Here is a 25,401-nt window from a genome sequence, read left to right as displayed (position 1 = left end):
CCCTATCAAAATAAAAAACATATGGCTAAACCATATGTTTTCTCCCACCCTTTAGCTTATTGCATTAACAAATCTTTTTGTGATTTCCATCGGTCTTGTAATGGCCGACCCCACTACTGCCATATGGATTCCTCGATCAAATACAGCCTTTAAATCTTCAGGGCTCCAAATTCCCCCCTCGGCAATTATTGGGAGAGGAATGTCCTTTACTAACCTCTCGATTAAATGAACATCAGGGAGATTCTGCCCACGAGTGTCTCTTGTATATCCTCTTAACGTTGTTCCAATACAATCGAAGCCCAATTCATAGGCTAATTTAGCATCCTCATAGTTTGAGCAATCAGCCATAAATAACTGGTTAGTATACTTTTCTTTTATTATAGGAAAAATCTCATTTATCGTCTTTCCATCTGGTCTTACCCTTGTAGTTGCATCAATAGCAATAATATCGACGCCTTCTTGATATAGGAGTTCTATTTCTCCTAGAGTGGGAGTAATGAACACTTCAGACCCTTCATAGACACGTTTTATAATGCCTATAATTGGTAAATCGACTGTCTTTTTTATTTCTCGAATATCCTCCACACTGTTTGCTCGAATCCCACTTGCTCCTCCAAGCATTGCCGCATAAGCCATTCTCCCCATAATAAAAGGGCTGTGAAGTGGCTCATCCGGAAGAGCTTGGCAAGAGACTATTAGTTTTCCTTTTAGCTGTTCAAATAATTGATCAGGTGTTTTCATTAAAAGCATCTCCTTGTGAATAGATTTCCCCCGTTCAAACACTGGCGGAAAGACCTCGGCTGATCGAAGTGTTGAATTATCTTTGACTCTTTCCCTCTTTTTCAACAACGATTTCATCTACAAGCTTTTCGGCTACTCTTCGGTATAAATTACTCATGTGAACAAGGGATGAAATCATGAGCACCTGTTCGAGATAGAGGGAACTCTCCTTTTCATTCTTGGCAATTTCCTCTTTAACATCCTTCACCCGCTCCTCCATATCCACTTTAAAATCAACCGTATTTCGGCCGGTCAGATGCAAATAGCTTAAATAAAAAGTATCTAAATCAACATCCTCATCTACAATCTTTTTGTTCATGCCACTAAGGGTTACCTTAATATCATTGATTGATAGTGCCCCTTTAAGCTGGTAAATCAAACCCATTAAGATCAAATGCTCTTTCGAATACTTTTTATTTTGAATCGGAAAGATTAGCTTTCCCTTTGCATAGTTATTAATCATCGTTTTGGTAAGTACCTTTTCGTCCTCATTCCGCTTCGACGCATTGAACTTATTTTCAAATAATTGAATGACTTGATCCATATATAAATCTATTTTAGGTATTTCATCCAAGGATAAGCTTGTTTCTAAGACAAGTTCATCGATAATCTTTTTTATTTTTTCCATAATAAAAGAACCCCACCGTTTGATTAGTAATTTTATTATACACAAAGAGATATAGGTTGACTAGATTTCGTTTTATTCGTATTATTATAAGTAGTTATCAAAACTATATGATGTGTTAGGGGGAATTTTCTATGAACAGTTACATGAGGGAACCTATTAATGGATTAACCCATTTGGCAGGGGCCATTTTTGCCTTTATCGGTCTGCTAGCAATGGTTATAAAAGCGGCATTAACCACACCGACTCCGCTTGCACTTTCGGCCGTCATCATTTTTGGCGTCAGTATGATTTTGCTTTACTCGGCATCGGCGACCTATCACATGGTTATTGCCCGTGCTAATGTCATTGCCTTTTTAAGACGGCTGGACCATTCAATGATTTTTATATTAATTGCCGGTACTTACACACCGTTTTGTTTTATTAGTTTAAACGGAAAAACCGGTGCCATTCTATTTTCGATTATCTCAGGTGTCGCTATTAGTGGAGTCGTTTTTAAAATGGTGTGGTTCAACTGTCCTCGCTGGATTTCAACCGCCTTGTACATCGCGATGGGCTGGATGATTGTGTTTGTTTTTTCACCCTTAACTAGCAGCCTAAACCCTGTCGGATTGTTTTTATTGGTACTTGGTGGAATTTTCTATACTATAGGTGGAATCATTTATGGGGCAAAACCAAAGTTTTTAGAATCGAAGTATTTAGGCTTCCACGAGATTTTTCACATTTTTATTTTACTTGGCAGCTTAGCACATTTTTTATCTGTTTATTTGTACGTCATTTAAAGCGCCTGCTGACAAGGCGTTTTTTTTATCGAATTTATGACATTAAACATTTTAAATTGACTCACACTATAAAGAGGTGTTAAATAGAAAAGGCACAAAATTGATTGAGGTGTTTTTCTTGTTTCGATTACTTTTTCAAATTATTGTTATTGGGCTATGCTCCATTCTTTTCGGATTTGCCTTTAATACCTTCCTTATCCCACATAAGCTTACATCAGGTGGTGTAACAGGCATTGCCTTTTTCATTCACCATTTTACGTCCATTAATACTGGATGGGTTATTTTAGCCATTAATTTTCCCTTATTTTTTATAGGATTGAAATACCTTGGAAAAAGATTTGTATTGCTTACTGGTTATGCTGTTCTGGTTTTATCGTTAAGTATGAAGTTTATTCCGATTCATGCGATTAGCCCTGATATTATGCTATCATCGATTATTGGCGGTGCCCTGTACGGGATCGCTGTAGGAATCATTATCCGTCTTGGAGGATCCACTGGCGGAACGGACATTATCAGTCTTACGCTTGCCAAACAAAAAAATATGCAGGTTGGCTTTTTAAATACCTGTATGAATCTTTTGGTAGTCGGAATTTCCGGATTGATCTTTGGATGGAATATCACATTGTATACAATTATTGCCATCTATGTAGCTGGTCGTGCTGTGGATATGGTTTACACCACCCAGAATAAGTTGACATTAACCATTGTAACGGAAAAATATGATGAGCTTAGTGAGGCCTTGATCCGGCTTCATGCCAGAGGGGTTACGATAACCGATGCGGAGGGAGCCTATACACATACACCAAAAAAGGTGTTAACCACCGTCATCACCAAATTCGAACTGAACGAAACAAAACATGCCATTCGGACAGTGGATTCGAAGGCATTTGTAAACATCATGCAAACGATGGAAGTCATGGGACGCTTCCGCAGAGATTAAAAGGGCAGTTGGGCCATTAGGGTCCCAACTGCTTTTTATCTTTTCTCTTCTTCCATTAATTGAGCAAGTTCAAGCATTAAAACTTGTGCGTGATTATTGACCGGGTCCTTTGCGCCATAGAGTAGTGTGACTCTTTCACTTGATGCAATCTCGAAAATCTGCCTGATATATCGTTGTTTATCATCATCTGTACGAAGCTCTTTAAGATATTTATCGGTAAATTCCTCAAATAGCTCAGGTTTATGGCAAAACCATTTCCGCAGCTCTGGACTTGGAGCAATTTCCTTAAACCAATAAGATAACCTCGCCGCTTCTTTAGAAATCCCCCGTGGCCACAGCCGATCGATTAAAATTCGGCAGCCATCTATCGCATCATATGGTTCATACACTCTTTTCAGAAAAATAGTAGACATAAAAGCACCCCATATTCTGTTTGGTTCCATTAAAACAGCAAATGTCCACCCTAGGCGGACAGTGTCCACAAAGGGTGTCAGGCACCAAATTAATCTTCGTCTTTCACATCGATACTCTCTGGGATTGGTTCGCTCAGGATTTCATCGATTAGTTGTTTGTATTTTTCTAGTTGTTTTAGGTGGGTATTGAATTGTTCTTTGTATATTAGATACTCGCTGCCATCAAATAGGGCACGAACTTTCTTTTGTTGGATAAGGCTTTTGACGGTCGCTTCTGGTACGGATAAATATTCTGCTGTTTCTTTTATGGTAAGGTACAATGTTTTTACTCCCTTCATACAATTATTCCTAATCGACTAGGATCCAATACCAGGACGATGGTTAAGGAAGTTTTCGAAGGCAAAGCCCCTTACTTCTTCCTCTTTAAAATTCTTTAACAACTCATTGATGAGATTTTGGCTTTTAGAGGCATCCTCTAGACCTTTTACAAACATTGAAATTCCATCGAAATCCGATCCTAAACCAATTTGCCGTAATCCTCCTAGCGAGCAAAAATGATCAATATGCTTTACCAGGTCCGCAATTGACACCTCACCTGCTTCTTTAACAAAAGGCGGATGGTAGACAACATGAATCATTCCCCCTTTGGCAAACAGCGCTTTTGCCTGTTCATCCGTTAAGTTTCGTGGGTGCTGGCATAATGCGCGTGCATTGGAATGACTCGCAATTGGATATTTGGCTAATTCAATAACCTCCCAAATCCCTTTGTCACTTAAATGCGATACATCTGTAAGAATTTGATGCTCGTTATTAAATTCAACAATCTCTTTCCCGAATAGCGTTAGACCGGCGCCGCGCGGCTCACCGGCACCGTCAGCCGCAAGATTTGCTTGATTCCATGTTAGGCCTATGGAGCGAACACCGAGTTGATAAAGAATATGGAGTTTTGCTAAATCATTGCCAATTGCATCTACACCCTCCAGCGTGAGCATGGCACCAATCTGCCCTATTTTTAAGCGGTCAAAATCAGACCATTCCTTGATATGGACCATATCGGGATTTCTCCCCAGCACTTCTTTGTAAAAATAATCGATTTGCTCAAGAGCGACCTGGAATTTCTGATCTCCTTTAAGGTAGGGCTCAATGAAAATCGCAAAGCATTGCACCTTAATTTGGCCTGTTTGCAATCGGGTTTTATTTGTATGTAATTCCGGTGAATCTGCAAACCTTAGTGCCCCATTTGCTTCCTGGAGCTTCATCAAGGCATCACAATGAAGGTCGATGATATTCATATTTCAAAAACCCCTTTTTATTAAATTCTACCACATGAAAAGGTCGCTTTCGTAAACAGTGCTGTTATAAATCAAAGAAAAAATCTTTAGTATTATGTAAAATTACACTTTGATACTTAGACTTTCATGATTTATTTACAAGTTTGATTCCACTATGAGCGAATTTTTAGGTTTCATGAGCGAATCTCCGCGTTTCATGAGCGAATTTTTGCTTACAATGAGCGAATTTTCAGGTTTCATGAGCGAATTTTAGCTTTCAATGAGCGAATTTTCATGATCTATGAGCGAAACTGAAAAGGTAAAAAAACACCCCCTCATAAATGTCCCCAAGGAGATGTTTCACTCATTTAATTATTTGCACTAATTGCACCCTTCTTTTCCCGAAAAAGCACATGTTCAAGTAATAAACAAAAAATCAATCCGACTAAGAGTCCATTGGCGACGATATTTCTGAGCCATGGTGCCACACTTTCAAAGCCTTGTGGCGGCATAAACATCATGCCAATTCCGACCATTAAGGAAAGGCCTATCACAAGTAAATTCCGTGATGATGGTTCCTGCCCCATTAGGTCGCGAATTCCGAAGCCCATCATTTGCGAAAAAGGAATAAACAAGGAAGCATAGGCAACCTCTAATGGCAATGTTGATAAAAACCCGCCGATATAAGGGAAAAAACCTGCAGCCATAATCAGGATAGCACCGATTACAAGCGGTCGCATCTTCTTAATGCCTGTTGTGGTAATAAAACCTGCCGAAACGGATAAAGGAACAACACCCACAACTGAGAAGATTCCGGAAACGAATAAATTAACTCCGTTACCGAAAATCCCTTTTTGATACTGCTTCGGCTGGATTTCCCTTTCAAGCGCAATTCCTACCACAAGGATGCTGGCAATAACGTTTGAGATAAGAACGACCGAGGTAATGATGGACGTCAGGACAATCCCGACATCAAATTTCGGAGAACCCCATTCCAATAATTTAGGTACCATAAACCAGCTTGTTGGCTCGTAGGTCTTTCCGAGATGAAGTAATCCGAAAAAGTGAAACAGCAACCAGCCGACAACAATGCCGACCAGTGGCCCCATACTCTTCCATATTCCCTTTACTTTTAAGGAGAATAACAAGATAATGATAATTTCAACGAAACAAATAAACGCGATTTTCCCATTTAATTGCCCTGTCGCAGTGATACCAAGAATACTCTTAAAAAAGGAGCCGCTCAGCTGGGCGACCAGAAGGATCAAATATACTCCTGTCACAATTGGGGTAAAGAGCAAACGAACTTTTTCGATAATGGGTAAAAATCCCAATATAGCTAAAAATAAGCCAGCAATGATCAGACCCATTTCCAATTGTTGCAGTAAAAGGCCTTGCTCAGTCGGTGCACTCATTGTCCCAAGCAGAATAAATATCGCCCACCACATCCCCGCCGCCCCTTCGACAACCGGCAGACGATGGCCCATAAACACTTGGATTAACGTTGCGGCACCAGAGACAAATAGCATCCGCTGCATAAAGGATGAAATATCTGAAGGCGGCATATGAAACGCCGCCCCCACGACAACGGGTACAGCAATCACATTGGTGAGCATAAAGACTGCCCACTGGATCCCCTGCACCCCTGACAAAAAGCCACTGTCCCTTTTAGTTAAGTCATTCATGTAAAAAAACACCTTCTCTTCTTATAAGGCTACAGATCCCGTTTTTTTCACCTTTTTATGATAAAAGCGATCGATAAAATGGCCATTTGTTGAGGCAAGCACCTGTTGAAACAGCATCCCAACAATGACAGGGACAGCTACCGCAGCTGGAAAAAAGGATACAGCTATGACGGCACCAGCACTGATATTTCTCATTCCACCTGTAAAAGTCATGGTGATCACTGTATCTCGATCTCTTTTCATCAACCGGCCTAAAAGGAAGGAAAGGACATATCCTATTAAGGCGATAAAAAAGACGGTCACCATGATGACAAGAAGTTTCAGGTTGATATGTTTTAAATAGGGGGCAACGACTGCACCATTAAGTGCTACAACAATACCGAGAGCAATTTTAGAAATTGGCGCAAGATTAGCACCTAAATGATCATTGATTTTCCCTTTTGTTGCTTGGTTTAGCAGCATCCCGATAACGGAAGGGATGACAATCATTCCCAACAATCCTTTTAACATCCCGAAGAAATCCATTTCGACCGATTGGCCGACAAAAAGAGACATTGAGAGCGGAACAAGGATTGGAGAGAGTAATGTATCAATTAATATCACTGATAAAACCAGAGGAATGTTCCCTTTATAGATGGACGCCCACATCATACTTGTAATGCCTGTTGGGATCACCATTCCTAATACAAGACCCGTAATGGTATAGACATCATCAGTAAAAACAATATGACCGACCCCCCAGGCCCAAAGCGGCATGAGGACATGCAGGATTAACATCGTTAGGAAAATGGGAAACGGATGTAAAACTACATCTTTCAGTGATTTGAAGTTGGATCCTAAACTGCCAGCAAATGTAATAAAGGCAAAAATCCACGGAATTAAATAAGAAAAATCCTTTAGGTAGGCGCTAAGCAGTATACCCAATACGACACTGACAGGAGTGATGAGCGGCATAACCTTTTGCAGTTTTTGATTAAGTCTTTTCAGCATGTCAGTCTACTACCCATCAATCTTCCTGTGAACCCAGATACGCCTTCCACGCCGTCAGACCTCCATCCAAAACGGTCACACGATAGTCATGATCGTCTAGGATCGCGGCGCATTTTGCTGCGGAGTTACCTGTTGTACAGGTGACGATGATATCTTGGCCTTTCGGTAAGGATAGTGGTGTACCCTCTTCCTCGCCTAATTGAAAAATAACCGTCTTGGGTAGATTGCAGCTTTCCTTTATATGAAATTCATTAAATTTTTCTTTCGACCGAACATCCAGAAGGACTAGCTTTTCCTCACTTTGCAGCCTTTCATGGAGTTCCTTTGGTGATATTTTTTTGTAAGTCATTTTTGTCTACACCTCCAATAAAAAGAATAACACAATTTCTAATCGCGAAACGAAAAAATCCTTCGATAATCGAAAAAATACGGGGCATTTATTGGAACTGAACCACTTAAATACACCTCAAGCCTTAGATAAAAATAATTCTCCAGTACATGGAAGAAAGATGAAGGATTTCTTATGATATATATAGAAAGTGTACGAAGAAAAGGGGATGTTAAAAGTGAAGAGAATATTGATATTACTATTGGTGATTACCGGGTTATATATAGTGTTCAATCAGGCCCAGCGCTTTGATGTATTTGGCGCTGGCAGTGAAGGAAATAAAGACGGGCAAGCAGCTATTTCAAATGATATTCAGACCATTAAAGTAGATGTTTCAAGTGTCAGTACAACCATTATTCCTGAAGATCGCACTAATTTAAAGGCCGTTTATAACGGGAAGCAACTATTGAAGGTTGCAGAAAATGGGGATACTGTGGAAGTTTCCGTAAGAAGCAAGGGTTTCCATTTTTTCGACTGGACACCGTTCACAGAAAAATCGAAGCTTAAAATTTATATTCCTCAGGATTTCGACCGAAATATGACCATCGATTTGGGTTCAGGAAATGTAAATTTTTCCGGACAGTCTAAAGAAAAGCCGATGAAATTAAATGAGGTAACCATTGATATTGGTTCCGGGAACATGGATTTCAAAAATCTAATTGCTAAACGCTGGAGTCAGGATATTGGCTCTGGAAATGTGAAGATTGATTCCCTAAAAACGGAAACAGGCACTTTTGACCTTAGTTCCGGCAACATGGATATCAAACATTATATTGGGGCAGTTGAGGCAGATGTATCATCTGGAAGGCTAAATATCCAAATGGACAAATTAGCAGATTCGATTAAAATGGATGTAAGCTCAGGGAATGTCGGACTTGATTTACCTGATCATGCTGATTTTACCCTTAGTAGTGATGTCAGCAGCGGCACCATTTCTTGTGATTTTCCTTTGACCACAAAAGAGGTTAATAAACACAGTATCCAGGGCAAACATGGTTCTGGTAAATATAAAATCGACCTTGATGTTTCTAGTGGCAATATTAAGATTCATTAACATAAGCAAGCACTTGGACCAACTATCCAAGTGCTTGCATCATTATTCGAGATTCCTCCATTTTCCGTTCGACAATACGGTCGTGTTAGCCTTCATAATTCTGTTCCCCAGATAAATCCTTGTTTCACTAACAAAAGCAAACAAACCTGTTGCCACGGCAAGGTGTAGGACTGCCCATGGGAGGTCAATCATTTTCAACACGACAATTGTACCAACCAACAGTTGAAAAAGCACGGTCAGGGAACAGAGCACAAGACGCCTTTGTAGACCCCTACCCCATCCTTTTACAAATGACCAATAAGTTAGGACAAGAATATAAAGAGTAGATAGGACTGCTACACCGCGATGTATGGTCTGCAATAATTCAGGAGTTGTACTGGGAAGAAATGATTGCCTGCAGCCAAGCCACCCACAGGCTAAACCGTAGGATTCGTGCTTGATATATGCACCAAATGCAAGTGTCAGCAAAAGGAGCACAAATAGGAAGTTTAGATGCTTGATAACTGGGCCATGCCGCTCTTTCGTGGAATGGCTTTGCAAAGAGTTTTCCTCAAGGCCGGGATAACTCCAAATCCAAATAAGACTCGCCAGAAAAAGCATCGCCACCAGTAAATGAATGGTAATCATGATCGAAGGCAAGTCGCGAACGACCACTATAGCTCCTAGAAGCACCTGAACAATCAGCAATACAAGCATAAAAAATGTTACTAACCTAGCAGTTAATTCGACCTTTGCACGAATGAACTTAAAAAATAACCAGATGGTGATCCCCCCAAGCACTGCTCCGATAAATCGGTGGGCAAACTCAATCAATGTATCCCCTTTTAAAGTTGGGACGACGTCTCCATTACATAATGGCCATTCTGGTCCACATCCCATACCCGAATTTGAGGAAGCCACGTAGCCCCCAAATACGATTAATACATAGGTTAGTAGTATGCTGATGAATGCTAAGCGTTTAATCGTCACTCTTTCCCCTCCTGATTTCAAGAAAATTTTGAATTCAGTAATAATTTAACAAAAATTGACAATCATTACGGTGATTTGTATCACGTTTCCATTTTAAATTCCAGGTAACCAAAGGTCTGGAAATTTCATACCGTATATTGCCTTGTGCTTTTCTTTAAGGAAGGAGAGTAAAGAATGTTCTATAATCCTTATTATTATCCGACTGTTCACCCGCTACCACCCTATCCAACATACTTGGCAGGCTATCCAATTCCCCGCACCTATCCGCCGGTTGACACCAAAATATTTGCTGGCTCAGTAAAGTCATTTCGGCTATTAATGGAACAAGGAAGTATTCTTTTAGACCGCTTGGGCGATACTGGTTTTGCCAAAAAAATGATGAGTGCTGCCCAGCAAGGGAAAAATACAGAAGTCGATCAAATGATTAAATCCATTGGCCTAAAAGTCCCTGTAATCACGAAGTTTACACCATCTGGGGTGAATTTCAATTTAACCACACAGCCAACCCAACAGCATCCCCATAATTGCTGCACCTTAACAGTCGCGATGAAGTGGGGAGAATAGAACAGGAAAATCGTTATTTCCTGGCTGCTCTATATAGACCTAGCCCTTTGGCTGGACATTTATCGGCGGAAAATAGAAAAAGTGGTATCCAACATTAAAGGAGGATACCACTTTTTCTATTAATAAGGAAATTTTGCATTTCAATGGCAGGGAGAGGTTTGCTAAATAAATAGCCTTGACCAACCTTACAAGCATTTTCCTTTAGAAAGGAAAGTTGCTCATCTGTCTCAATCCCCTCAGCAATAACGGTAAAATTCAAATTTAAGCCCATATCAATAATCGTTTTTACCATCACACCTTGATTTGAATGATAAAGGATATCATCCACAAAGGATTTATCAATTTTTATTTTATCAATCGGTAGATATTTTAAATAACTCAACGAGGAATAACCCGTTCCAAAATCATCGATGGAAAGCCATACACCAAGTTCTTTCAACTGATTTAGAATAATCGTTGAATTCTCTAAGTTTTGCATAATACTTTCGGTGATTTCCAATTCTAATTGGGTTGCATTCAGGCCCACTTCATCCAATACGGTTGAAATATATTCGATCAAATGGTCATCCTCAAATTGACGAACCGAAACATTGACGGCTATTGGAACATCACAAAGTCCAGCATTTTCCCAAGCCTTTCTTTGTTGGCAAGCATTCCACAAGACCCATTTTCCGATTGGAACAATCAGACCTGTTTCCTCCGCCAGTGGAATAAATTCAGAAGGTGCGATAAACCCATGCTCGGGATGCTGCCAGCGAATTAACGCTTCTATGCCCACTAATTCCCCTGTTACCAAGGACATCTGCGGTTGATAATGAAGCGTCAATTGATCATTTTCCAGCGCTTTTCTTAACCCATTTTCAAGCTCCATCTTCCGGACAGATTGGCCATTTAGATTAGAGGAATAGAACTGGAAATTATTTTTCCCACGTTCTTTCGCCTGGTACATAGCTGTGTCTGCATTTTTTATTAAGGTTTCCTCATCTTTTCCATCTGTTGGATAGAGGCTGATTCCAATACTAGGTGTAACGAAAAATTCCTGGTTATTTACCTCCAAGGGTTTAGAAAATTCATATAGAATACGCTGGGCTACTATTGCAGCTTTTTCTTTATCCGTTTCATCAAGTAAAATAATAAATTCGTCTCCACCTTGCCTTGACACAAACCCTTCCTCACGAACGGCCAATTCTAACCGGTTCGCAACATTTTGCAGAATTCTATCTCCAACTGTATGTCCTTTTGTATCATTAATAATTTTAAATCGGTCCAAATCTAAAAATAGTACAGCCAGCATTTTATTCGTACAAGCTCGATTTAGCACTTTGTTCAGGTGATTTCTAAATTGATTTCGATTCGGTAAACCAGTCAGCGAATCATGATAGGCTAATCTCTGAATGGTCTCTTCAGTCATCTTTCGTTCTGTGATGTCATATAAAACACTATTAAAATGTTCAAGCTTCCCTTGAAGATCAAGCGTTGGAAAACCTCTATCTAAGATCCAGCGAACTTCCCCATCAGGTCTAATGATCCTATATTCATTTGTGACGGCTTCTCCTTTAGCAACTTTCTGTTCCCTCTCGGATACAAATGGTAAATCGTCGGGATAGATCACCTTTTTCCACAGTTGAAGGTCATGATTAAAATCATTTGATGAATAGCCATATAATTTTTCTATTCCTGACGTAATTAATAGTGTATTGGACTTTAAATCATGGGACCAAATAGCGACATCAAGAGTATCAAAGATATTATTTAAATTTTGTTCATTTTGCTTAAGTTCTTCGTTCGTTTTCATCCACATTTTTCTTGTGACAATTAGATAAGGGATTGTTCCAAGGAGCAACACAACGGAGAAATACCGAAAAATATTGAAAGTAGGGAAAAGAAATGAAGCCATTACGTCGAAAATCTCTATTAAAACAAATATACAAAATATCACGGTCCATAGAATATGAAAGTTATCAGGTTTAGATGTCATTGTTTTCTCCTTATTCCTTGCAATCTATTGTAAAAAAGTAGATAGGTATCTTAAAAATAACAAATATCGACTTATTTCACAATTGAAGGATTTACCAAGATGAAGGTATTTACTCACCTCACATTGAAGATGTACCTAAAATATGACAGATTTGTATTGTTCAATCCTTTGTCAAAACATTTTGAACAAACTTCGAACATATCACTATAGCCATGTTTTTTATGCAAAAATCTAATATATTGGAAGTAGAAAGAGAAACAAATAATAAACGAAAGGCGGAAGGAATTATGTTTAACAAATTTTTAAGGGAAAATAAAATCTCTGCCGTCCTCTTAACAGTCATACGATTATATCTTGGATATGCTTGGTTTACAGCAGGGTTGCACAAAATTACTGGGGGATTTGACGCTGCTGGCTTTTTGAAAGGGGCAACCGCTAATCCGGTGAAAGGCCCGGACGGAAGTGTTGTGTACGGATGGTATGTTGAATTTCTAAAAGGGTTTGCCCTTCCAAACGTACACATCTTTAACTTCATTGTTCCTTGGGGCGAATTATTAATCGGTTTGGGCTTACTCTTAGGCTGTTTAACTACCGCTGCCATGTTCTTTGGCTTAGTGATGAACTTCAGCTTCTTCCTAGCTGGTACTGTTTCTCACAACCCAACAGACATCTTCCTTGGCTTTATCATTTTGGCGGCCGGTTATAATGCTGGAAAAATTGGTGTAGACAGATGGGTGGTTCCTTTCATCAGAAAAATGAACAAAAAGGGCATAGGCAATGAAAAGGCAAAAGTGACTGTTTAACATAACCGCTACAAAAAGACGATTCGTCTGTTGAATCGTCTTTTTGTTTTATTTCAATAAATATACTCTTGTTTCATACGGCTTCAGGGTGAATTCTTTTCGTAATTTCTGATCAGCCAGTTGATAATTATTTAGGATAAGATTAGCTGTTTTATAGGATACACTTGATGGCAATTTAAACCTAGTTTCTTTTCCACAGAAATTATTGATGACAATTGCTTTAGAGCTTCCTAGTTTACGTGTATAAACAAATAATCTTGGATGGTTTGGCAGCAGCAAATCATATGTTCCGTATACAAACAATGGATTGTCCTTACGTATTTGAATTAACTTTTTATAAAAATTCAAAATAGAATCGGGATCGTTTATTTGTTTCCTAACGTTGATTTCCGGATAGTTTGGATTTACACCAAGCCAGGTTGCATCAGAAGTGGTAAAACCGCCCATCTTAGTGGCATCCCATTGCATCGGCGTACGGGCATTGTCACGGCATTGCTTCCAAATGATCTCCATAATCTCATCGTGAGGACGCCCCTTAGCTGTTTCCACTTTATAAAAGTTGACCATGCCAACATCATTATAATCTTCAATAGAAGGGAATTGAACATTGGTCATCCCGATCTCCTGACCCTGATAAATAAATGGCGTGCCCTTCATCAGAAAGTATAATGCACCCAGCATTTTGGCGCTTTCTTTCCAATATTTCGTGTCATCACCCCAGCTTGAGACCCGGCGGGGCTGATCATGATTTTCGATGAATAACGCATTCCAGCCTTTACCTTCCAGTCCATTTTGCCACTTTGTTAAATTCTTTTTCAAAGCGCGAACATCGGTACCGCCTTCTGCATCCTTATTCCAAAGGTTTAGAAATTCAAATTGAAAAATCATATTGAAATAGCCGTTTTCTTCCCCAACCCAGCGGTCAGCATCATCAAGCCCAACACCGTTAGCCTCGCCAACGGTCATCACATCATAGTTCTTGATTGTTTTCTCAGACAGTTCCTGTAACCAGACATCAATGCCATCAACATTCATCATTTTTGGAAAACAAGGGACATAATCTAAATGATCCGGATTCGGCATATCCGGGAAGCCTGGTTCTTTTTTGATATGGGAAATGGCATCCACACGGAATCCATCGATGCCTTTATCAAGCCACCAATTTACCGTATTGTGCAAAGCATCTCGAACATCTGGATTTTCCCAATTTAAATCAGGCTGGCGGGACGAAAAAATATGCATGAAATACTGTTCCGTTTCTTCATCATATTTCCAGGCGGGTCCGCTGAAAATAGACTCCCAGTTGTTAGGTTCCCTTCCATCTTTGCCATCTCTCCAAATGTACCAATCTCTTTTCGGATTGTCTTTCGAAGAGCGGGATTCCATAAACCATGGATGCTCATCGCTAGTATGATTGATGACTAAATCTAAGATCAACTTCATCCCGCGCTGATGAACACCTTCGAGGAGTTCGTCAAAATCAGCCATCGTCCCAAATTCATCCATAATGTCCTGGTAATCGGAAATATCATAGCCATTGTCATCGTTTGGTGATTTGAACATCGGTGACAGCCAAATAACATCAATTCCCAGCTCTTTTAAGTAATCTAATTTAGATGTTACCCCTTTTAAATCACCTATCCCGTCCCCATTGCTATCCATGAAGCTTCTAGGGTAAACCTGATAGGCAACACTCTCTTTCCACCACTTCTTACTCATGCTGCACCTCATTTTTGAAAAATTGCCTATTTCGTATCGATTTTGAATAGAAAAATCTGAACCTTCAGCAGCCATGTATGCTTTATCGGCGAATTTTTGAGTTTTATCGGCGAATCTACTTTTTCAGGTTAGACCCACCACATATTCGAAACAGATTCCTCAATTAAGACAGATTTTAAATTCACAACGGCCCGGTTAAAGCCTTCGTCAATTGACATAATAGGATCCTCGTGTTCAATGCTGACCACATAATCATAGCCGTACGTACGAAGGGCGCTCATCATGTCAGACCATTCTTTTAAACTATGTCCACAGCCAACAGAACGGAAGGTCCATGCTCTCGTGCGCACCTCACCGTATGGCTGCATATCCATTAGCCCATACATATTCACATTTTCCTGATCAATGTAGGTGTCTTTCGCGTGGAAATGATGAATCGCATTTTCTTTCCCCAAAATTTTAATCGCGGCGACTGGATCAATTCCCTGCCACCACATATGGCTTGGGTCTAGATTAGCACCGATGGCATCACAAGTTTCTGCCCGTAATTTTAACAATGTATATGGTGTGTGAACTAAAAAGCCGCCATGTAGTTCTAGACCAATTTTTACATGGTGATCCTTGGCAAACTGGCCAACCTCTTTCCAATAAGGAATCAGTTTTTCTTCCCACTGCCACTGTAAAACTGAGCCGTATTCATTCGGCCATGGTGTAACAGGCCAGTTCGGATATTTCGCCCCCTCGTGATCGCCTGCTGTACCTGAGAAACAGTTAACAACCGGTACACCTAGTAAGGAAGCCAATTTAATGGTTTTTAAAAGAGTTTCATGTGATTGCTTGGCAAATTCCGTTTCAGGAGAAATCGGATTACCGTGGCAACTAAAGGCACTAATCGTCAGGCCGCGTTCTTCAACCTTTTGTTTATACTCTTTGCGGGCTTCTTCACTTTCCAATAGCGCATCCAGATCACAATGATTGTTTCCCGGATAGCATCCGGTTCCAATTTCTACAGCACTTAGCCCTGCTTCCTTTACAGTATCCAGCATTTCTTCAAATGATTTTTCTGCAAAAAGTACAGTAAATACGCCTAGTTTCATAATGTATTCCTCCCACTCTCATAAATCCGATCTATAATTTGTGAAACCTGCAATGCCTCTTCTGGTTTAACCACTAGTTCTTCAAATCCAAGACAGGCATCAATAAAATTCCTCGCCTGTGGTAAATCTGGATCCTCTTCGCCTGGTATCCAGGCTGCCTCGCTATTTAACAGCATTCCATTCTTAGTGGAATAAAGCTCAAATGGGAAGACATTAATCCCGCCGTCCACACCTGAAATACTGACATTTGCACAATCATCTTTAATGTTCGCTGCCCATGAGGTTTCGAACAACATCGATGCGCCATTTTCAAACTTCATATAGGCAGTAACATGATCATCCACATTAAAGGTTTCGTGATCAAATGTTCCCCATTGGTTCACTTGGTTAGGGATTTTACTTAAGGCATTATAGGTGGTGCCTGACACCTCGATATGCTTTGGATTTCCCATTAACCAAAGGGCTAAATCAAGAAGATGACAGCCAAAATCGATAAGGCTGCCGCCTCCTTGAAGGTCTTTATTGGTAAAAACACCCCAGCCTGGAACTTTGCGGCGTCTTAATGCCTGGACTCTTACGACTAGCGGTTTTCCGACCTCTTCCATTACCTTCTTGGCTGCTTGAACTTCCTTCATGAAACGGTAATGGTAGGCAATCGCCAAAACCTTTCCAGCTTTTTTAGAGGCTGCAATCATCGCTTCGCACTCATTCGCGCTAAGAGCCATGGGCTTTTCGCAAAGAACGTGAACTCCTGCCTCAAAGGCAGCCATCGTAATTTCGGCATGGAATTTATTCGGTGTACAAATACATACAGCATCCACATTTGAAAAAAGCTCTCGATAATTCTCAAAAACATATGGGATGCTATGTTTTTCAGCAATCTCTTTGGCTCTTTCGACGTTTACATCACTGACAGCTGTTAATTCACATTGATTACTTAATTGTAGAAAGGCAGGGATGTGACGGCCCTGTGCGATACCACCAACCCCGATGATGCCAACTCGTAGTTTTTTCATCGTTCGTTCACTCTGACGATTTGTTTCGTTTCATTTGACTCAAGTGCTGCTAAAATAACTTCTAAAGACTTCATCCCTTCCTCACCAGGAACCGGCGGCTCCTCATTAAGAAGAACACAATCCACAAACTTATCAATCACATGCGAGGTATTTTGACCGCCATCATCATTGGACTGGATTTTCCCAAGCTCATACTTAACTACTTCTCCATTCACATATTGAACGATAAGTGAATGGATCGGGTCGTCTTCCAGACGTAAGATTGCTTTTTCACCATAGATAATCGTTGAATTATCCTCCCTACTTACATAAGCCCAACTTGCCGCCAATGTACCGATGATGCCGCTTTCTGTTTTTAATACACAAACAGCATTGTCATCAACCGTCGCGAAGTCCTTTGCGCTCGTTTCTACAAAGGAACCCACTTCGGTGATTTCTTCTCCTAATACATATCGCAATAAGTCCGTTTTATGAACACCTAAATCACCCATCGCACCAACAAATGCTTTTTCTTTTTGGAAAAACCAGCCTTCTTTACCCTCGACACTCCAGCCTTCTGGGCCGCCATGACCAAATGCAGTACGGAAGCTGTAAATTTTACCGATTTCTCCGCTAGCAATTAGCTGGCGCGCTTTTTGATGCGATGGAACAAAACGCTGATTATGGGCAATCATTAATTTTTTGCCGCTTGCTTCGGCAGCGGCAATCATCGCTTCCGCTTCTTGTTTAGAAGTTGCCATTGGCTTTTCACAAAGCACATGAAGGCCGGCTTCTAATGCCGCAATCGAGATGGGTGCATGCAGAAAGTTTGGGGTACATACACTGACTGCATCCACTGTACCGCTAGTCACTAATGCTTCATAGCTGGTGTAAGCAGTGGCACCAAATTTTTCGGCCACTTCTTTTGCACGTTCTTCATTGATATCACAAACCGCAACTAGTTCTACCTTTTTATTTGCTTTATATTCAGGTAGATGACGGTGCTGCGCAATGCTACCACAGCCGATCACTCCAACTCTTAATTTCCCCATGATTATTTTCCTCCTTTAATGGTTTCTAAAGGTTTAGCGTTTCCATAAACCGGCCGTTCCCGTTTGACTGGTTGTGCCCATTTCACCGCATTGATAATCACGCGTTGAATTTGTTCGTTATGGTAAGTTGGATACGTTTCGTGTCCTGGTCTGAAGTAGAACACCTTTCCATTGCCGCGTTTGTACGTACAGCCACTACGGAATACCTCGCCGCCTTCAAACCAGCTTGTGAAAATCAACTCATCTGGCTGCGGGATATCAAAATGCTCCCCATACATTTCTTCTTTTTCTAATTCGATATATTCGCCGATTCCTTCCACAATGGGATGGTTTGGTGCTACAACCCAAAGGCGTTCCTTTTCATCTGCTTCACGCCACTTCAAATCACAGCTTGTTCCCATTAATGTTTTAAAGATTTTGGAGAAATGACCGGAGTGAAGGACAATCAGTCCCATGCCATCTAGGACACGCTGTTGGACTTTTTGCACGATCTCATCTTTTACCTCGCCGTGTGCAAGATGTCCCCACCACACTAATACATCGGTATTTGCTAATACCTCATCTGTTAATCCATGCTCCGGCTCATCAAGCGTAGCGGTTCCTGCTTCGAATCCTTCAGCCTTAAGAAAATCAGCAATTGTCCCATGGATTCCGTTCGGGTAAATATCTCTTACTACTGGATTTTTTTGTTCATGACGATTTTCATTCCATATTGTTACATTCAACATCATTAACACTCCCTTTTGATTGTTCACTTTATAATTTATTTTAAAGAATAGAAATTTTAATGAAACGGCTTACATTGTCAGATAGGGTGGAAAATATTGAACTGATAGTTTAAAGACACTGATCACTTCCCATCCTTCCTTATCACTCCTTTTAACATCACTTATTTGATTACATCTTACAACACTTATCTGTAAACCAAAATAGATGATATAATTAAAACATCTACTATTTTGCTATTTATTTTTTCGAAGGTGAGTAAATGAAATCAAATATATTATTCTGCGGATATTCATTTCATACAAATGGATACCACTCCCAACATAAATCCGGATATCCTTCCTATCTGTTCCGTCTGCAAACGGAAGGAATTTGTGAAGTGGTGGTAAAAGGGAGAAAATTAAAAATCGAGGCAGGCGATCTTCTGCTAATTAAACCAGGGGATCATTATGAATTGCTAGTTAAAGAGGGGCAAGTGAGTGGTGACTACCACTTAATCTGTGATGGTGCCTGGATTGATGAATGGTGGAGTGGTTTCACCAAGCCGGATGTCGCTCGAATTGAGATGGATGAAAAGCTGTTAGCATTATGGCGCTACATTATGTTTGAGAAACGCCGCCCCGAATCCAGTCAGAATGAAGAACTATCTGGCTATTTACTGCGAGCTCTCTGTTTGACTCTAGAACGTGTCATTAGCGAAGCCGGTTCCTCGTTCAGTCATCCGTATACGGTGACACGGATGATGCGATATATTGAAGAGCATGCCATGACTGCGTTTAAAGTGGGAGAAGTGGCGAGGCATGCCGGTCTTAGTATCTCCCGTTCTGTTCATTTATTCAAAAGTAGTGTTGGGAAAACAATGATGGAATATGCGCAGGAAATTCGGCTGGCGGCAGCTATGGAACGGATGAAATATACATCTATGACACTAGAACAAATTGCTCTTGAATGCGGGTTTGGCAGTTATCCTTATTTTCATAAAGTGTTTAAAAAGAAACATAGTATCTCTCCTGGTGCATATAGGCGAATTGAATAAAAGTTTGATAACAGTATTACTATCATCCCCAATAAAAAATGAGCAGTTTACATTTCTGCTCATTTTTTATTCATATTCATTTCACGATACTCATTCGGTGTAACACCCACCACTTTCTTAAACACCTTTCGGAAATACTTGTCGTCTTGATAACCAACCATATTTGCCATTTCATATATCTTCATCTGACTGTTTTTCAATAAGGTTTTTGCCCGTTCCATGCGGATTTTGACAATATAGTCAGAAATATTGACATTAAACTCTTGTTTGAACTTCCTTGAGATGTATTCCCTGCTAATATAAAAATGATCAGATATTTCCTGCAGTTTCACATCGCGATCGAAATTCGCCTGTAGGTATTTTTCGATATCAACAATTACATTCCTATTTTTCTGGCTTGCTTTTTGTTTTACCCTTTTCAAAAAGAAAGTAACTTCCCGCTTGATCCCTTGTTTATAACTATCCAAAAGAAATGTACCATTTTTGTCAAAAAATCTGTCAGTTCGTCTTTCAATATCATCCGGAACTTTTATAGGAATGTCGTATTTCTTATACCATTGGTTACTGATCAGCAAATATTCATTTTCAAAATGGAGCAGCTGTTTAAGGGATAAATAATCATTTTCCGTATAGTCCTTTGTAATTTGCTCTAGCAATTCTTCAAATGCTCCGATTTCACCGGCTTGTACAGCTAATTCAATAGTAGCTGAATAAGCCATTAAGCTTCTAAGTGTTGCCGTCGACAAAACATCCTGACGATGCACACGGTTTTCTGATTTCTCCAAGAGATTACTATTTAATAGAACCTGCTTCGCATGCTGATAAGACTCAATTAATTTCGTACTTTTACCAACCTTTTTTCCAATCGCAATTGGACATGAAATATGGATGACATTCTTAATCGTTTGATAGATTTGTAATAAAAGGTCCTCCATGCGTTCAAATTGATTCCAAAAGATAATGATAATTTCACCTTTACTAGCCAGATACCGAAAACCAATTCCACATTCGTTTTCCAGTAATAGTTCATTAATAATGTTCAAGATCGTAAAGTATGTTAAATCCCGGTCACCTTTAAAAGCCCTACTCGCCATTCGATTAATCCGGACCAAAGCGACAGTGTACTGTTGTGATGGAAGGAACCCAAATTCCTCATACAAATCTATATCAATGCTTTCACTATTGATTAGCTGTGTCAGCTTTCGGTCCCTGTAGACGGGCTTCATTTCATTGATCAATTGTGCACTGCTTACTTTTCGCTGGCGATCCATTTCGCCCTTCTTCCATTCCTTAACCGCATTTTCCAATGTTTGATTTAAAATCTCTGGGTCAACAGGCTTTAATAGATAGTCCATACTCCCGAAATGGATGGCCTTTCGCATATAATGGTAATCATCGTAGCCGGTTACAACAATTGTCTTGCTAGCGGGTTGATTTTCTTTAATCCACTCTAGCAATAGCGTACCATCCATTTTCGGCATTTTCATATCTGAAAAAATAATCTCCGGTTTGTAGGTTTGAATCAGCCCAATAGCCTCTTCGCCATTGGCTGCCTCAAAAATTTCTGTGACTCCATTCCTGTCCCATTCCCCAAGCAATTTAATCCCTTCGCGAACATGTTTTTCATCATCGACGATTAAAACTTTCATGATTGCTCCACCTCTTTTTGCATCACCCTTGGAATCTGAATCTGTACCGTAAATCCGCCTTCTTCCATACCGTGAACAGACATCGTAGCCTGAGTGCCATAATAAATCTGCAAGCGGTCATAGATGTTTTTTAACCCGATGGATTCTCTATGCTTCCCTTCTAGGATACGCCCTTCAAACAATTCTTGGCGAATTCCATCCAGTTGTGCTTCCGTTATTCCAATTCCATTGTCCTTAACACGGATACAAACCAACCCTTCATCGTTTATGGTTGCTTCGATATGAATCACTGCTTTTTCGATCTGTTGATCAAATCCATGTTTAAAACAATTTTCCACAATAGGCTGCAGGATCATTTTCGGTACTAGAATCTCTTCAACCTCTTTTTCCACCGCTATATGAAAGTCAAGCTGCTCGTCGAAGCGCTGTTTTTGTAATGAAAGGTAGGCATTAACATGCTTCATTTCCATTTCAAACGGAACGATATCTTCCTTCATATTCATGCTGTATCTCATGATATTAGATAAAGAGGTCAATAACGAATACACCGGGACGGCCTTCATTTTAAGCGCTAAAGTGCCAATTGACTGAAAGGCATTATAGAGAAAGTGCGGATTGATTTGTGATTGCAACACCCTCAACTGCGAAGATTTATTTTCAAGTTCTAATTTATATTCTCGGAAAATTAATTCATTGATTTGATTGATCATCCGTTTAAAATGGCGGCCAAGCATGCCGATTTCATCGTTCCCCAACGAGTCAAAATCCGCCTCGAGCTCCCCCTTTTCTACTTTCTTCATATTATCAATCAATACTTTAATCGGGGCTGTAATTTTAAATGAGATGACCATTGTGGCAAATAAGACAACCACAAGTGTAACAAGACCAATGATACTATTCATTAATGCTGTTTGTCTGGCACTTTGGTAAAGGACATTATACGGGATGCGTTTTACAATATACCAATTCTTATAGGGTGCGGAAAATCTTTCATAGACAATAACACCTGAAAATTGTTTATCCTTCCATTCAATACTTTTTCCCTCAAGCGGTCTTTGCTTCACATCCTTGTACCAATTTTCATTGTTCCGTTTTCCAATGTCTTTCTCTTTAGAAGAGTAAATAATGGTACCATTTTCATCCATTATGTATAGATCTTCTACATCTTTTGTATATAAACGGTCAGCAATTGCACTTATTTTTGAAAGGTTAATATCAATCGATAAAAGCCCTAAAAAGTGGTCTGATGGAAGGTCGATTAAGGAATTATGAAAGCTTAACACATTCTTCTTCTGGGAATTAGGAATGACTGATTGATGATTATAACTATAAATTTCATGCGGCGGCTGAATCACCGAAAAATCATCAGAGTGATGTAGCCGGGCATAGTAGGGATGCGAAAAGACATTCTCATACTTCCCCCTGCCGCTAATTCTCGAATGATAATTGGTATAAGAATCCTTTCCTTTATCAATATAAATATGCATTTGTTCAATTTCAGGCCGAGAGTTAAATAAATAGGCAAGTGCCCTGCGCACCTCTTCCTGATTGGTAATAAAGTCCTGCGAGATCCCATCTCTCATCACACTCATAAACGGAGTATAACGGTATAGGACCGAAGACATTTGCGCAACATCATCTAAGTAAACGGTAAGCTCCTCTTCCCCTTTTTCTATCAATTCATGATTTGTTGAAACAAAGCGGTTATTAAGAGAACTAGTCGTTTGTAAATACGTAATGGCTATGGAGCCTCCAAAAGGGAGAACCGTTGCTGCCATTAAAAAAATGATTAACTTTTTCCGAATGCTCCATCCCATATCACATTGGTTAGTTCTCCTACTTGGATCAGGACCTAACCTTCCTCCCTTACTGACCTTTTTTTCAGTGATGTTCCTCCCAAAAAGGGGATTTCCCCTATAGTATCATAATTTATTAAAACCTTTCATAGTAGGAGTAGAATAGTATGAATTTTAAGGATTGTTCAATATTTTCCACCCTGTTGGTCAATGTAAGCCGTTTCATAATTTTCTTAAATCACTAAAATAAGGGTATAGGAGGTGCAGTCGTGAAGAACCAAAGTAAAGTAGAAACCGTGGAAAATACGGTCATCACTGAACCAATGAACACAAATCTTAAAGAGTCAGTTTCATTAAAGAATAAGAAGAAACTGAAGGATGCAGGGTTATTCGCCCTATTTGTCGGCCCAGTCTTCCTTGCATTTACTTTAATCGTCCTAGTCCCTTTCTTTACAGGTATTTATTATTCCTTTACAGATTGGAATGGGATTACAGGAAATATTAAATGGGTTGGACTGGATAACTTCAAATATTTATTTACTGAGGACAAGCAATTTCAGCAGTCCTTCCTGCTTACAACAAAATATACAGTAGTTGCCATTATTTTAACGAACATGATTGGATTTGGATTAGCCTTGCTAGTCACCCAGAAATTGAAAACAAGTAACGTTCTGCGTACCGTTTTCTTCATGCCGAACATGGTCGGAGGTCTATTACTAGGATTTATCTGGCAGTTCATTTTTGTAAAAGGATTTGCTTCCCTTGGCGAGCTAACTGGAATACCATTTTTTGAATTAGCATGGTTAGGCGATGCGAAGACAGCATTCTGGGGAATTGTCATTGTTAGTGTTTGGCAGGGTGCAGGCTATATCATGATTATCTATATTGCCGCATTGCAAAATGTTCCGCAGGAATTGATTGAAGCAGCAAAAATAGACGGGGCAAATAGATGGCAGATTTTGCGCCACATCACGATGCCACTTGTAGCACCAGCCGTAACCATCTGTTTATTTTTAACAACCGCTTCATCATTTAAGATTTTTGATGCAAACCTGTCGTTAACAAACGGTGGTCCATTTAAATCAACCGAGATGTTAGCGCTTAACATTTATACAGAGGCATTCGTCAATAACCGTTATGGTATTGGTGAAGCAAAAGCATTAATTTTCTTCATCGTTGTTGCTGCCATTACCGTCCTTCAGGTAACGATTTCGAAGAAGAGGGAGGTTGAATCATAATGGGAAACAAGTATACAAGCAAGACATTTATTGGTGAAATCCTGGCTATCCTGCTTGGTCTTGTCTTTTTAGTTCCATTCTATTATTTGATTACAAACTCCTTGAAACCGTTCGCCGAGATTTTAACGAACACCTCAGCCTTACCTAAGGTATTGATGTTAGATAACTATGTAAACGCCTTTGAAAAATTAGACTATCTTAAGGTTTTTACAAATTCATTGATTATCACTGTTGTGAGTAATGTGGTCTTGGTGATCTTTTGCTCCATGGCAGCGTACATGCTGGTTAGAACAAAAAAGAAAATCAGCAATATCATTTTCATGACTTTTGTTGCTGCGATGATCATTCCGTTTCAATCGATTATGATTCCGCTGATTAAAACAGCAGGGAACTTAGGAATGTTAAACAGTATTTGGGGTCTAGTCATCATGTACCTAGGTTTCGGATCAGGAATGACTATCTTCTTATACCACGGATTTGTGAAAGGGATCCCGGTAGAACTTGAAGAAGCGGCTATTATTGATGGATGCTCAAGGTTTGGTGTGTTTTGGAGAATTGTGTTTCCATTGCTAAAACCAATCACAGTTACTATTGTCATCCTGAACAGCTTATGGATTTGGAATGACTACTTATTACCATCATTGGTTCTACAGGATCCTGGATTAAGAACCATTCCATTGGCAACATTCTTCTTCTTTGGCCAGTACACAAAGCAATGGGATTTAGCACTGGCAGCTCTTGTTCTTGGTATCATACCTTTGTTAATTTTCTTCTTCTCGATGCAAAAACACATTATCAAAGGGATTACAAGCGGTTCAATCAAGTGATTTTACAATGGGGAGCAACCTCTG

At 39.8% G+C, this 25,401-nt stretch carries 25 protein-coding genes; 8 read left to right on the top strand and 17 right to left on the bottom strand.

Features of this window, described 5'->3' with window-relative positions; translation table 11 throughout:
- Positions 1-51: 51 nt before the first annotated feature.
- Both RCG19_RS13950 and RCG19_RS13945 read right to left on the bottom strand, forming a co-directional pair.
- Positions 52-741 carry an N-acetylmannosamine-6-phosphate 2-epimerase gene (locus tag RCG19_RS13950; protein WP_308107642.1) on the bottom strand — a complete coding sequence of 230 codons (690 nt, stop codon included), beginning with the start codon at positions 739-741 and terminating at the stop codon, positions 52-54.
- 76 nt (positions 742-817) lie between these two features.
- Positions 818-1,408 carry a DUF1836 domain-containing protein gene (locus RCG19_RS13945; protein WP_308107641.1) on the bottom strand — a complete coding sequence of 197 codons (591 nt, stop codon included), beginning with the start codon at positions 1,406-1,408 and terminating at the stop codon, positions 818-820.
- Positions 1,409-1,539: 131 nt separating this feature from the next.
- Here RCG19_RS13945 and RCG19_RS13940 point away from each other — a divergent pair, with 131 nt between their 5' ends.
- Positions 1,540-2,187 carry a PAQR family membrane homeostasis protein TrhA gene (locus RCG19_RS13940; protein WP_308107640.1) on the top strand — a complete coding sequence of 216 codons (648 nt, stop codon included), beginning with the start codon at positions 1,540-1,542 and terminating at the stop codon, positions 2,185-2,187.
- Between the two features lie 118 nt (positions 2,188-2,305).
- Positions 2,306-3,127 carry a YitT family protein gene (locus RCG19_RS13935; RefSeq protein WP_166242435.1) on the top strand — a complete coding sequence of 274 codons (822 nt, stop codon included), beginning with the start codon at positions 2,306-2,308 and terminating at the stop codon, positions 3,125-3,127.
- A gap of 35 nt (positions 3,128-3,162) precedes the next feature.
- On the opposite strand, the gene RCG19_RS13930 is transcribed toward RCG19_RS13935, so the two are convergent.
- The 6 genes from RCG19_RS13930 to RCG19_RS13905 form a co-directional block, all read right to left on the bottom strand.
- A complete protein-coding gene (locus tag RCG19_RS13930) occupies positions 3,163-3,540 on the bottom strand; it encodes a DUF488 domain-containing protein (protein ID WP_308107639.1) in 378 nt (125 codons plus the stop codon).
- 89 nt (positions 3,541-3,629) lie between these two features.
- Positions 3,630-3,860 carry an excisionase family DNA-binding protein gene (locus RCG19_RS13925; protein ID WP_166242439.1) on the bottom strand — a complete coding sequence of 77 codons (231 nt, stop codon included), beginning with the start codon at positions 3,858-3,860 and terminating at the stop codon, positions 3,630-3,632.
- Between the two features lie 36 nt (positions 3,861-3,896).
- Entirely contained in the window at positions 3,897-4,832 is a 936-nt protein-coding gene (locus tag RCG19_RS13920) for a dipeptidase (RefSeq protein ID WP_308107638.1), read from the bottom strand.
- A gap of 347 nt (positions 4,833-5,179) precedes the next feature.
- Positions 5,180-6,496: a purine/pyrimidine permease gene (locus RCG19_RS13915; RefSeq protein WP_308107637.1), complete on the bottom strand. Its 1,317-nt coding sequence runs from the start codon at positions 6,494-6,496 to the stop codon at positions 5,180-5,182.
- 21 nt (positions 6,497-6,517) lie between these two features.
- Entirely contained in the window at positions 6,518-7,486 is a 969-nt protein-coding gene (locus RCG19_RS13910) for a bile acid:sodium symporter family protein (protein ID WP_308107636.1), read from the bottom strand.
- Positions 7,487-7,502: 16 nt separating this feature from the next.
- Positions 7,503-7,835: a rhodanese-like domain-containing protein gene (locus RCG19_RS13905; protein ID WP_308107635.1), complete on the bottom strand. Its 333-nt coding sequence runs from the start codon at positions 7,833-7,835 to the stop codon at positions 7,503-7,505.
- 217 nt (positions 7,836-8,052) lie between these two features.
- On the opposite strand from RCG19_RS13905, the gene RCG19_RS13900 reads away from it, so the two are divergent.
- The gene (locus RCG19_RS13900) at positions 8,053-8,928 is read left to right on the top strand and encodes a LiaG family protein (RefSeq protein ID WP_308107634.1); all 876 of its coding nucleotides are present in this window, start codon (positions 8,053-8,055) and stop codon (positions 8,926-8,928) included.
- Between the two features lie 42 nt (positions 8,929-8,970).
- On the opposite strand, the gene RCG19_RS13895 is transcribed toward RCG19_RS13900, so the two are convergent.
- The gene (locus RCG19_RS13895) at positions 8,971-9,897 is read right to left on the bottom strand and encodes a COX15/CtaA family protein (protein ID WP_308107633.1); all 927 of its coding nucleotides are present in this window, start codon (positions 9,895-9,897) and stop codon (positions 8,971-8,973) included.
- Positions 9,898-10,071: 174 nt separating this feature from the next.
- On the opposite strand from RCG19_RS13895, the gene RCG19_RS13890 reads away from it, so the two are divergent.
- Entirely contained in the window at positions 10,072-10,461 is a 390-nt protein-coding gene (locus RCG19_RS13890) for a YuzC family spore coat inner layer protein (RefSeq protein ID WP_308107632.1), read from the top strand.
- A 94-nt stretch (positions 10,462-10,555) separates the two neighbouring features.
- Here RCG19_RS13890 and RCG19_RS13885 read toward each other — a convergent pair whose 3' ends face one another.
- On the bottom strand, positions 10,556-12,439 hold the full coding sequence (locus RCG19_RS13885) for a putative bifunctional diguanylate cyclase/phosphodiesterase (protein WP_308107631.1): 1,884 nt from the start codon (positions 12,437-12,439) through the stop codon (positions 10,556-10,558).
- Positions 12,440-12,726: 287 nt separating this feature from the next.
- On the opposite strand from RCG19_RS13885, the gene RCG19_RS13880 reads away from it, so the two are divergent.
- On the top strand, positions 12,727-13,242 hold the full coding sequence (locus RCG19_RS13880; protein WP_308107630.1) for a DoxX family membrane protein: 516 nt from the start codon (positions 12,727-12,729) through the stop codon (positions 13,240-13,242).
- Between the two features lie 48 nt (positions 13,243-13,290).
- Here the strand turns inward: RCG19_RS13880 and RCG19_RS13875 are convergent, their stop codons facing one another.
- From RCG19_RS13875 to RCG19_RS13855, 5 genes are all read right to left on the bottom strand, one after another.
- Entirely contained in the window at positions 13,291-14,961 is a 1,671-nt protein-coding gene (locus tag RCG19_RS13875) for an alpha-glucosidase (protein WP_308107629.1), read from the bottom strand.
- A gap of 128 nt (positions 14,962-15,089) precedes the next feature.
- Positions 15,090-16,058 (bottom strand): sugar phosphate isomerase/epimerase family protein, encoded by a 969-nt coding sequence (locus RCG19_RS13870; RefSeq protein WP_308107628.1) that lies wholly within the window; start codon positions 16,056-16,058, stop codon positions 15,090-15,092.
- Complete coding sequence (locus RCG19_RS13865; protein WP_308107627.1) at positions 16,055-17,074, bottom strand: Gfo/Idh/MocA family protein; 1,020 nt, start codon at positions 17,072-17,074, stop codon at positions 16,055-16,057. The genes RCG19_RS13870 and RCG19_RS13865 overlap by 4 nt, the downstream gene beginning before the upstream one ends.
- Positions 17,071-18,105 (bottom strand): Gfo/Idh/MocA family protein, encoded by a 1,035-nt coding sequence (locus RCG19_RS13860; RefSeq protein WP_308107626.1) that lies wholly within the window; start codon positions 18,103-18,105, stop codon positions 17,071-17,073. Before RCG19_RS13860 ends, RCG19_RS13865 begins: the two co-directional genes overlap by 4 nt.
- 2 nt (positions 18,106-18,107) lie before the next feature.
- Complete coding sequence (locus RCG19_RS13855; protein ID WP_308107625.1) at positions 18,108-18,833, bottom strand: ThuA domain-containing protein; 726 nt, start codon at positions 18,831-18,833, stop codon at positions 18,108-18,110.
- A gap of 260 nt (positions 18,834-19,093) precedes the next feature.
- Between RCG19_RS13855 and RCG19_RS13850 the strand changes: the two genes are divergently transcribed.
- A complete protein-coding gene (locus RCG19_RS13850) occupies positions 19,094-19,867 on the top strand; it encodes a helix-turn-helix domain-containing protein (RefSeq protein WP_308107624.1) in 774 nt (257 codons plus the stop codon).
- Positions 19,868-19,926: 59 nt separating this feature from the next.
- Here RCG19_RS13850 and RCG19_RS13845 read toward each other — a convergent pair whose 3' ends face one another.
- Positions 19,927-21,516, bottom strand: a complete 1,590-nt coding sequence (locus tag RCG19_RS13845) for a response regulator (protein WP_308107623.1) — start codon at positions 21,514-21,516, stop codon at positions 19,927-19,929.
- Positions 21,513-23,333: a cache domain-containing sensor histidine kinase gene (locus RCG19_RS13840; RefSeq protein ID WP_308107622.1), complete on the bottom strand. Its 1,821-nt coding sequence runs from the start codon at positions 23,331-23,333 to the stop codon at positions 21,513-21,515. The genes RCG19_RS13845 and RCG19_RS13840 overlap by 4 nt, the downstream gene beginning before the upstream one ends.
- 248 nt (positions 23,334-23,581) lie before the next feature.
- On the opposite strand from RCG19_RS13840, the gene RCG19_RS13835 reads away from it, so the two are divergent.
- Both RCG19_RS13835 and RCG19_RS13830 read left to right on the top strand, forming a co-directional pair.
- On the top strand, positions 23,582-24,550 hold the full coding sequence (locus tag RCG19_RS13835; protein WP_374049548.1) for a carbohydrate ABC transporter permease: 969 nt from the start codon (positions 23,582-23,584) through the stop codon (positions 24,548-24,550).
- On the top strand, positions 24,550-25,377 hold the full coding sequence (locus RCG19_RS13830; RefSeq protein WP_308107621.1) for a carbohydrate ABC transporter permease: 828 nt from the start codon (positions 24,550-24,552) through the stop codon (positions 25,375-25,377). Before RCG19_RS13835 ends, RCG19_RS13830 begins: the two co-directional genes overlap by 1 nt.
- Positions 25,378-25,401: the final 24 nt, after the last annotated feature.

This window comes from Neobacillus sp. OS1-2 (genome assembly GCF_030915505.1).
Taxonomy (GTDB): domain Bacteria; phylum Bacillota; class Bacilli; order Bacillales; family Cytobacillaceae; genus Neobacillus.
The sequence above is the reverse complement of the archived record's forward strand: the minus strand, read 5'-3'. Positions and strand labels throughout refer to the sequence as shown.

What these genes read in the sequence shown, in the direction of transcription:
- RCG19_RS13950 (WP_308107642.1), bottom strand. Translation starts at nt 741, where the DNA reads ATGAAAACACCTGATCAATTATTTGAACAGCTAAAAGGAAAACTAATA.
- RCG19_RS13945 (WP_308107641.1), bottom strand. Translation starts at nt 1,408, where the DNA reads ATGGAAAAAATAAAAAAGATTATCGATGAACTTGTCTTAGAAACAAGC.
- RCG19_RS13940 (WP_308107640.1), top strand. Translation starts at nt 1,540, where the DNA reads ATGAACAGTTACATGAGGGAACCTATTAATGGATTAACCCATTTGGCA.
- RCG19_RS13930 (WP_308107639.1), bottom strand. Translation starts at nt 3,540, where the DNA reads ATGTCTACTATTTTTCTGAAAAGAGTGTATGAACCATATGATGCGATA.
- RCG19_RS13920 (WP_308107638.1), bottom strand. Translation starts at nt 4,832, where the DNA reads ATGAATATCATCGACCTTCATTGTGATGCCTTGATGAAGCTCCAGGAA.
- RCG19_RS13915 (WP_308107637.1), bottom strand. Translation starts at nt 6,496, where the DNA reads ATGAATGACTTAACTAAAAGGGACAGTGGCTTTTTGTCAGGGGTGCAG.
- RCG19_RS13910 (WP_308107636.1), bottom strand. Translation starts at nt 7,486, where the DNA reads ATGCTGAAAAGACTTAATCAAAAACTGCAAAAGGTTATGCCGCTCATC.
- RCG19_RS13905 (WP_308107635.1), bottom strand. Translation starts at nt 7,835, where the DNA reads ATGACTTACAAAAAAATATCACCAAAGGAACTCCATGAAAGGCTGCAA.
- RCG19_RS13890 (WP_308107632.1), top strand. Translation starts at nt 10,072, where the DNA reads ATGTTCTATAATCCTTATTATTATCCGACTGTTCACCCGCTACCACCC.
- RCG19_RS13885 (WP_308107631.1), bottom strand. Translation starts at nt 12,439, where the DNA reads ATGACATCTAAACCTGATAACTTTCATATTCTATGGACCGTGATATTT.
- RCG19_RS13880 (WP_308107630.1), top strand. Translation starts at nt 12,727, where the DNA reads ATGTTTAACAAATTTTTAAGGGAAAATAAAATCTCTGCCGTCCTCTTA.
- RCG19_RS13875 (WP_308107629.1), bottom strand. Translation starts at nt 14,961, where the DNA reads ATGAGTAAGAAGTGGTGGAAAGAGAGTGTTGCCTATCAGGTTTACCCT.
- RCG19_RS13870 (WP_308107628.1), bottom strand. Translation starts at nt 16,058, where the DNA reads ATGAAACTAGGCGTATTTACTGTACTTTTTGCAGAAAAATCATTTGAA.
- RCG19_RS13865 (WP_308107627.1), bottom strand. Translation starts at nt 17,074, where the DNA reads ATGAAAAAACTACGAGTTGGCATCATCGGGGTTGGTGGTATCGCACAG.
- RCG19_RS13860 (WP_308107626.1), bottom strand. Translation starts at nt 18,105, where the DNA reads ATGGGGAAATTAAGAGTTGGAGTGATCGGCTGTGGTAGCATTGCGCAG.
- RCG19_RS13855 (WP_308107625.1), bottom strand. Translation starts at nt 18,833, where the DNA reads ATGTTGAATGTAACAATATGGAATGAAAATCGTCATGAACAAAAAAAT.
- RCG19_RS13850 (WP_308107624.1), top strand. Translation starts at nt 19,094, where the DNA reads ATGAAATCAAATATATTATTCTGCGGATATTCATTTCATACAAATGGA.
- RCG19_RS13845 (WP_308107623.1), bottom strand. Translation starts at nt 21,516, where the DNA reads ATGAAAGTTTTAATCGTCGATGATGAAAAACATGTTCGCGAAGGGATT.
- RCG19_RS13840 (WP_308107622.1), bottom strand. Translation starts at nt 23,333, where the DNA reads ATGGGATGGAGCATTCGGAAAAAGTTAATCATTTTTTTAATGGCAGCA.
- RCG19_RS13830 (WP_308107621.1), top strand. Translation starts at nt 24,550, where the DNA reads ATGGGAAACAAGTATACAAGCAAGACATTTATTGGTGAAATCCTGGCT.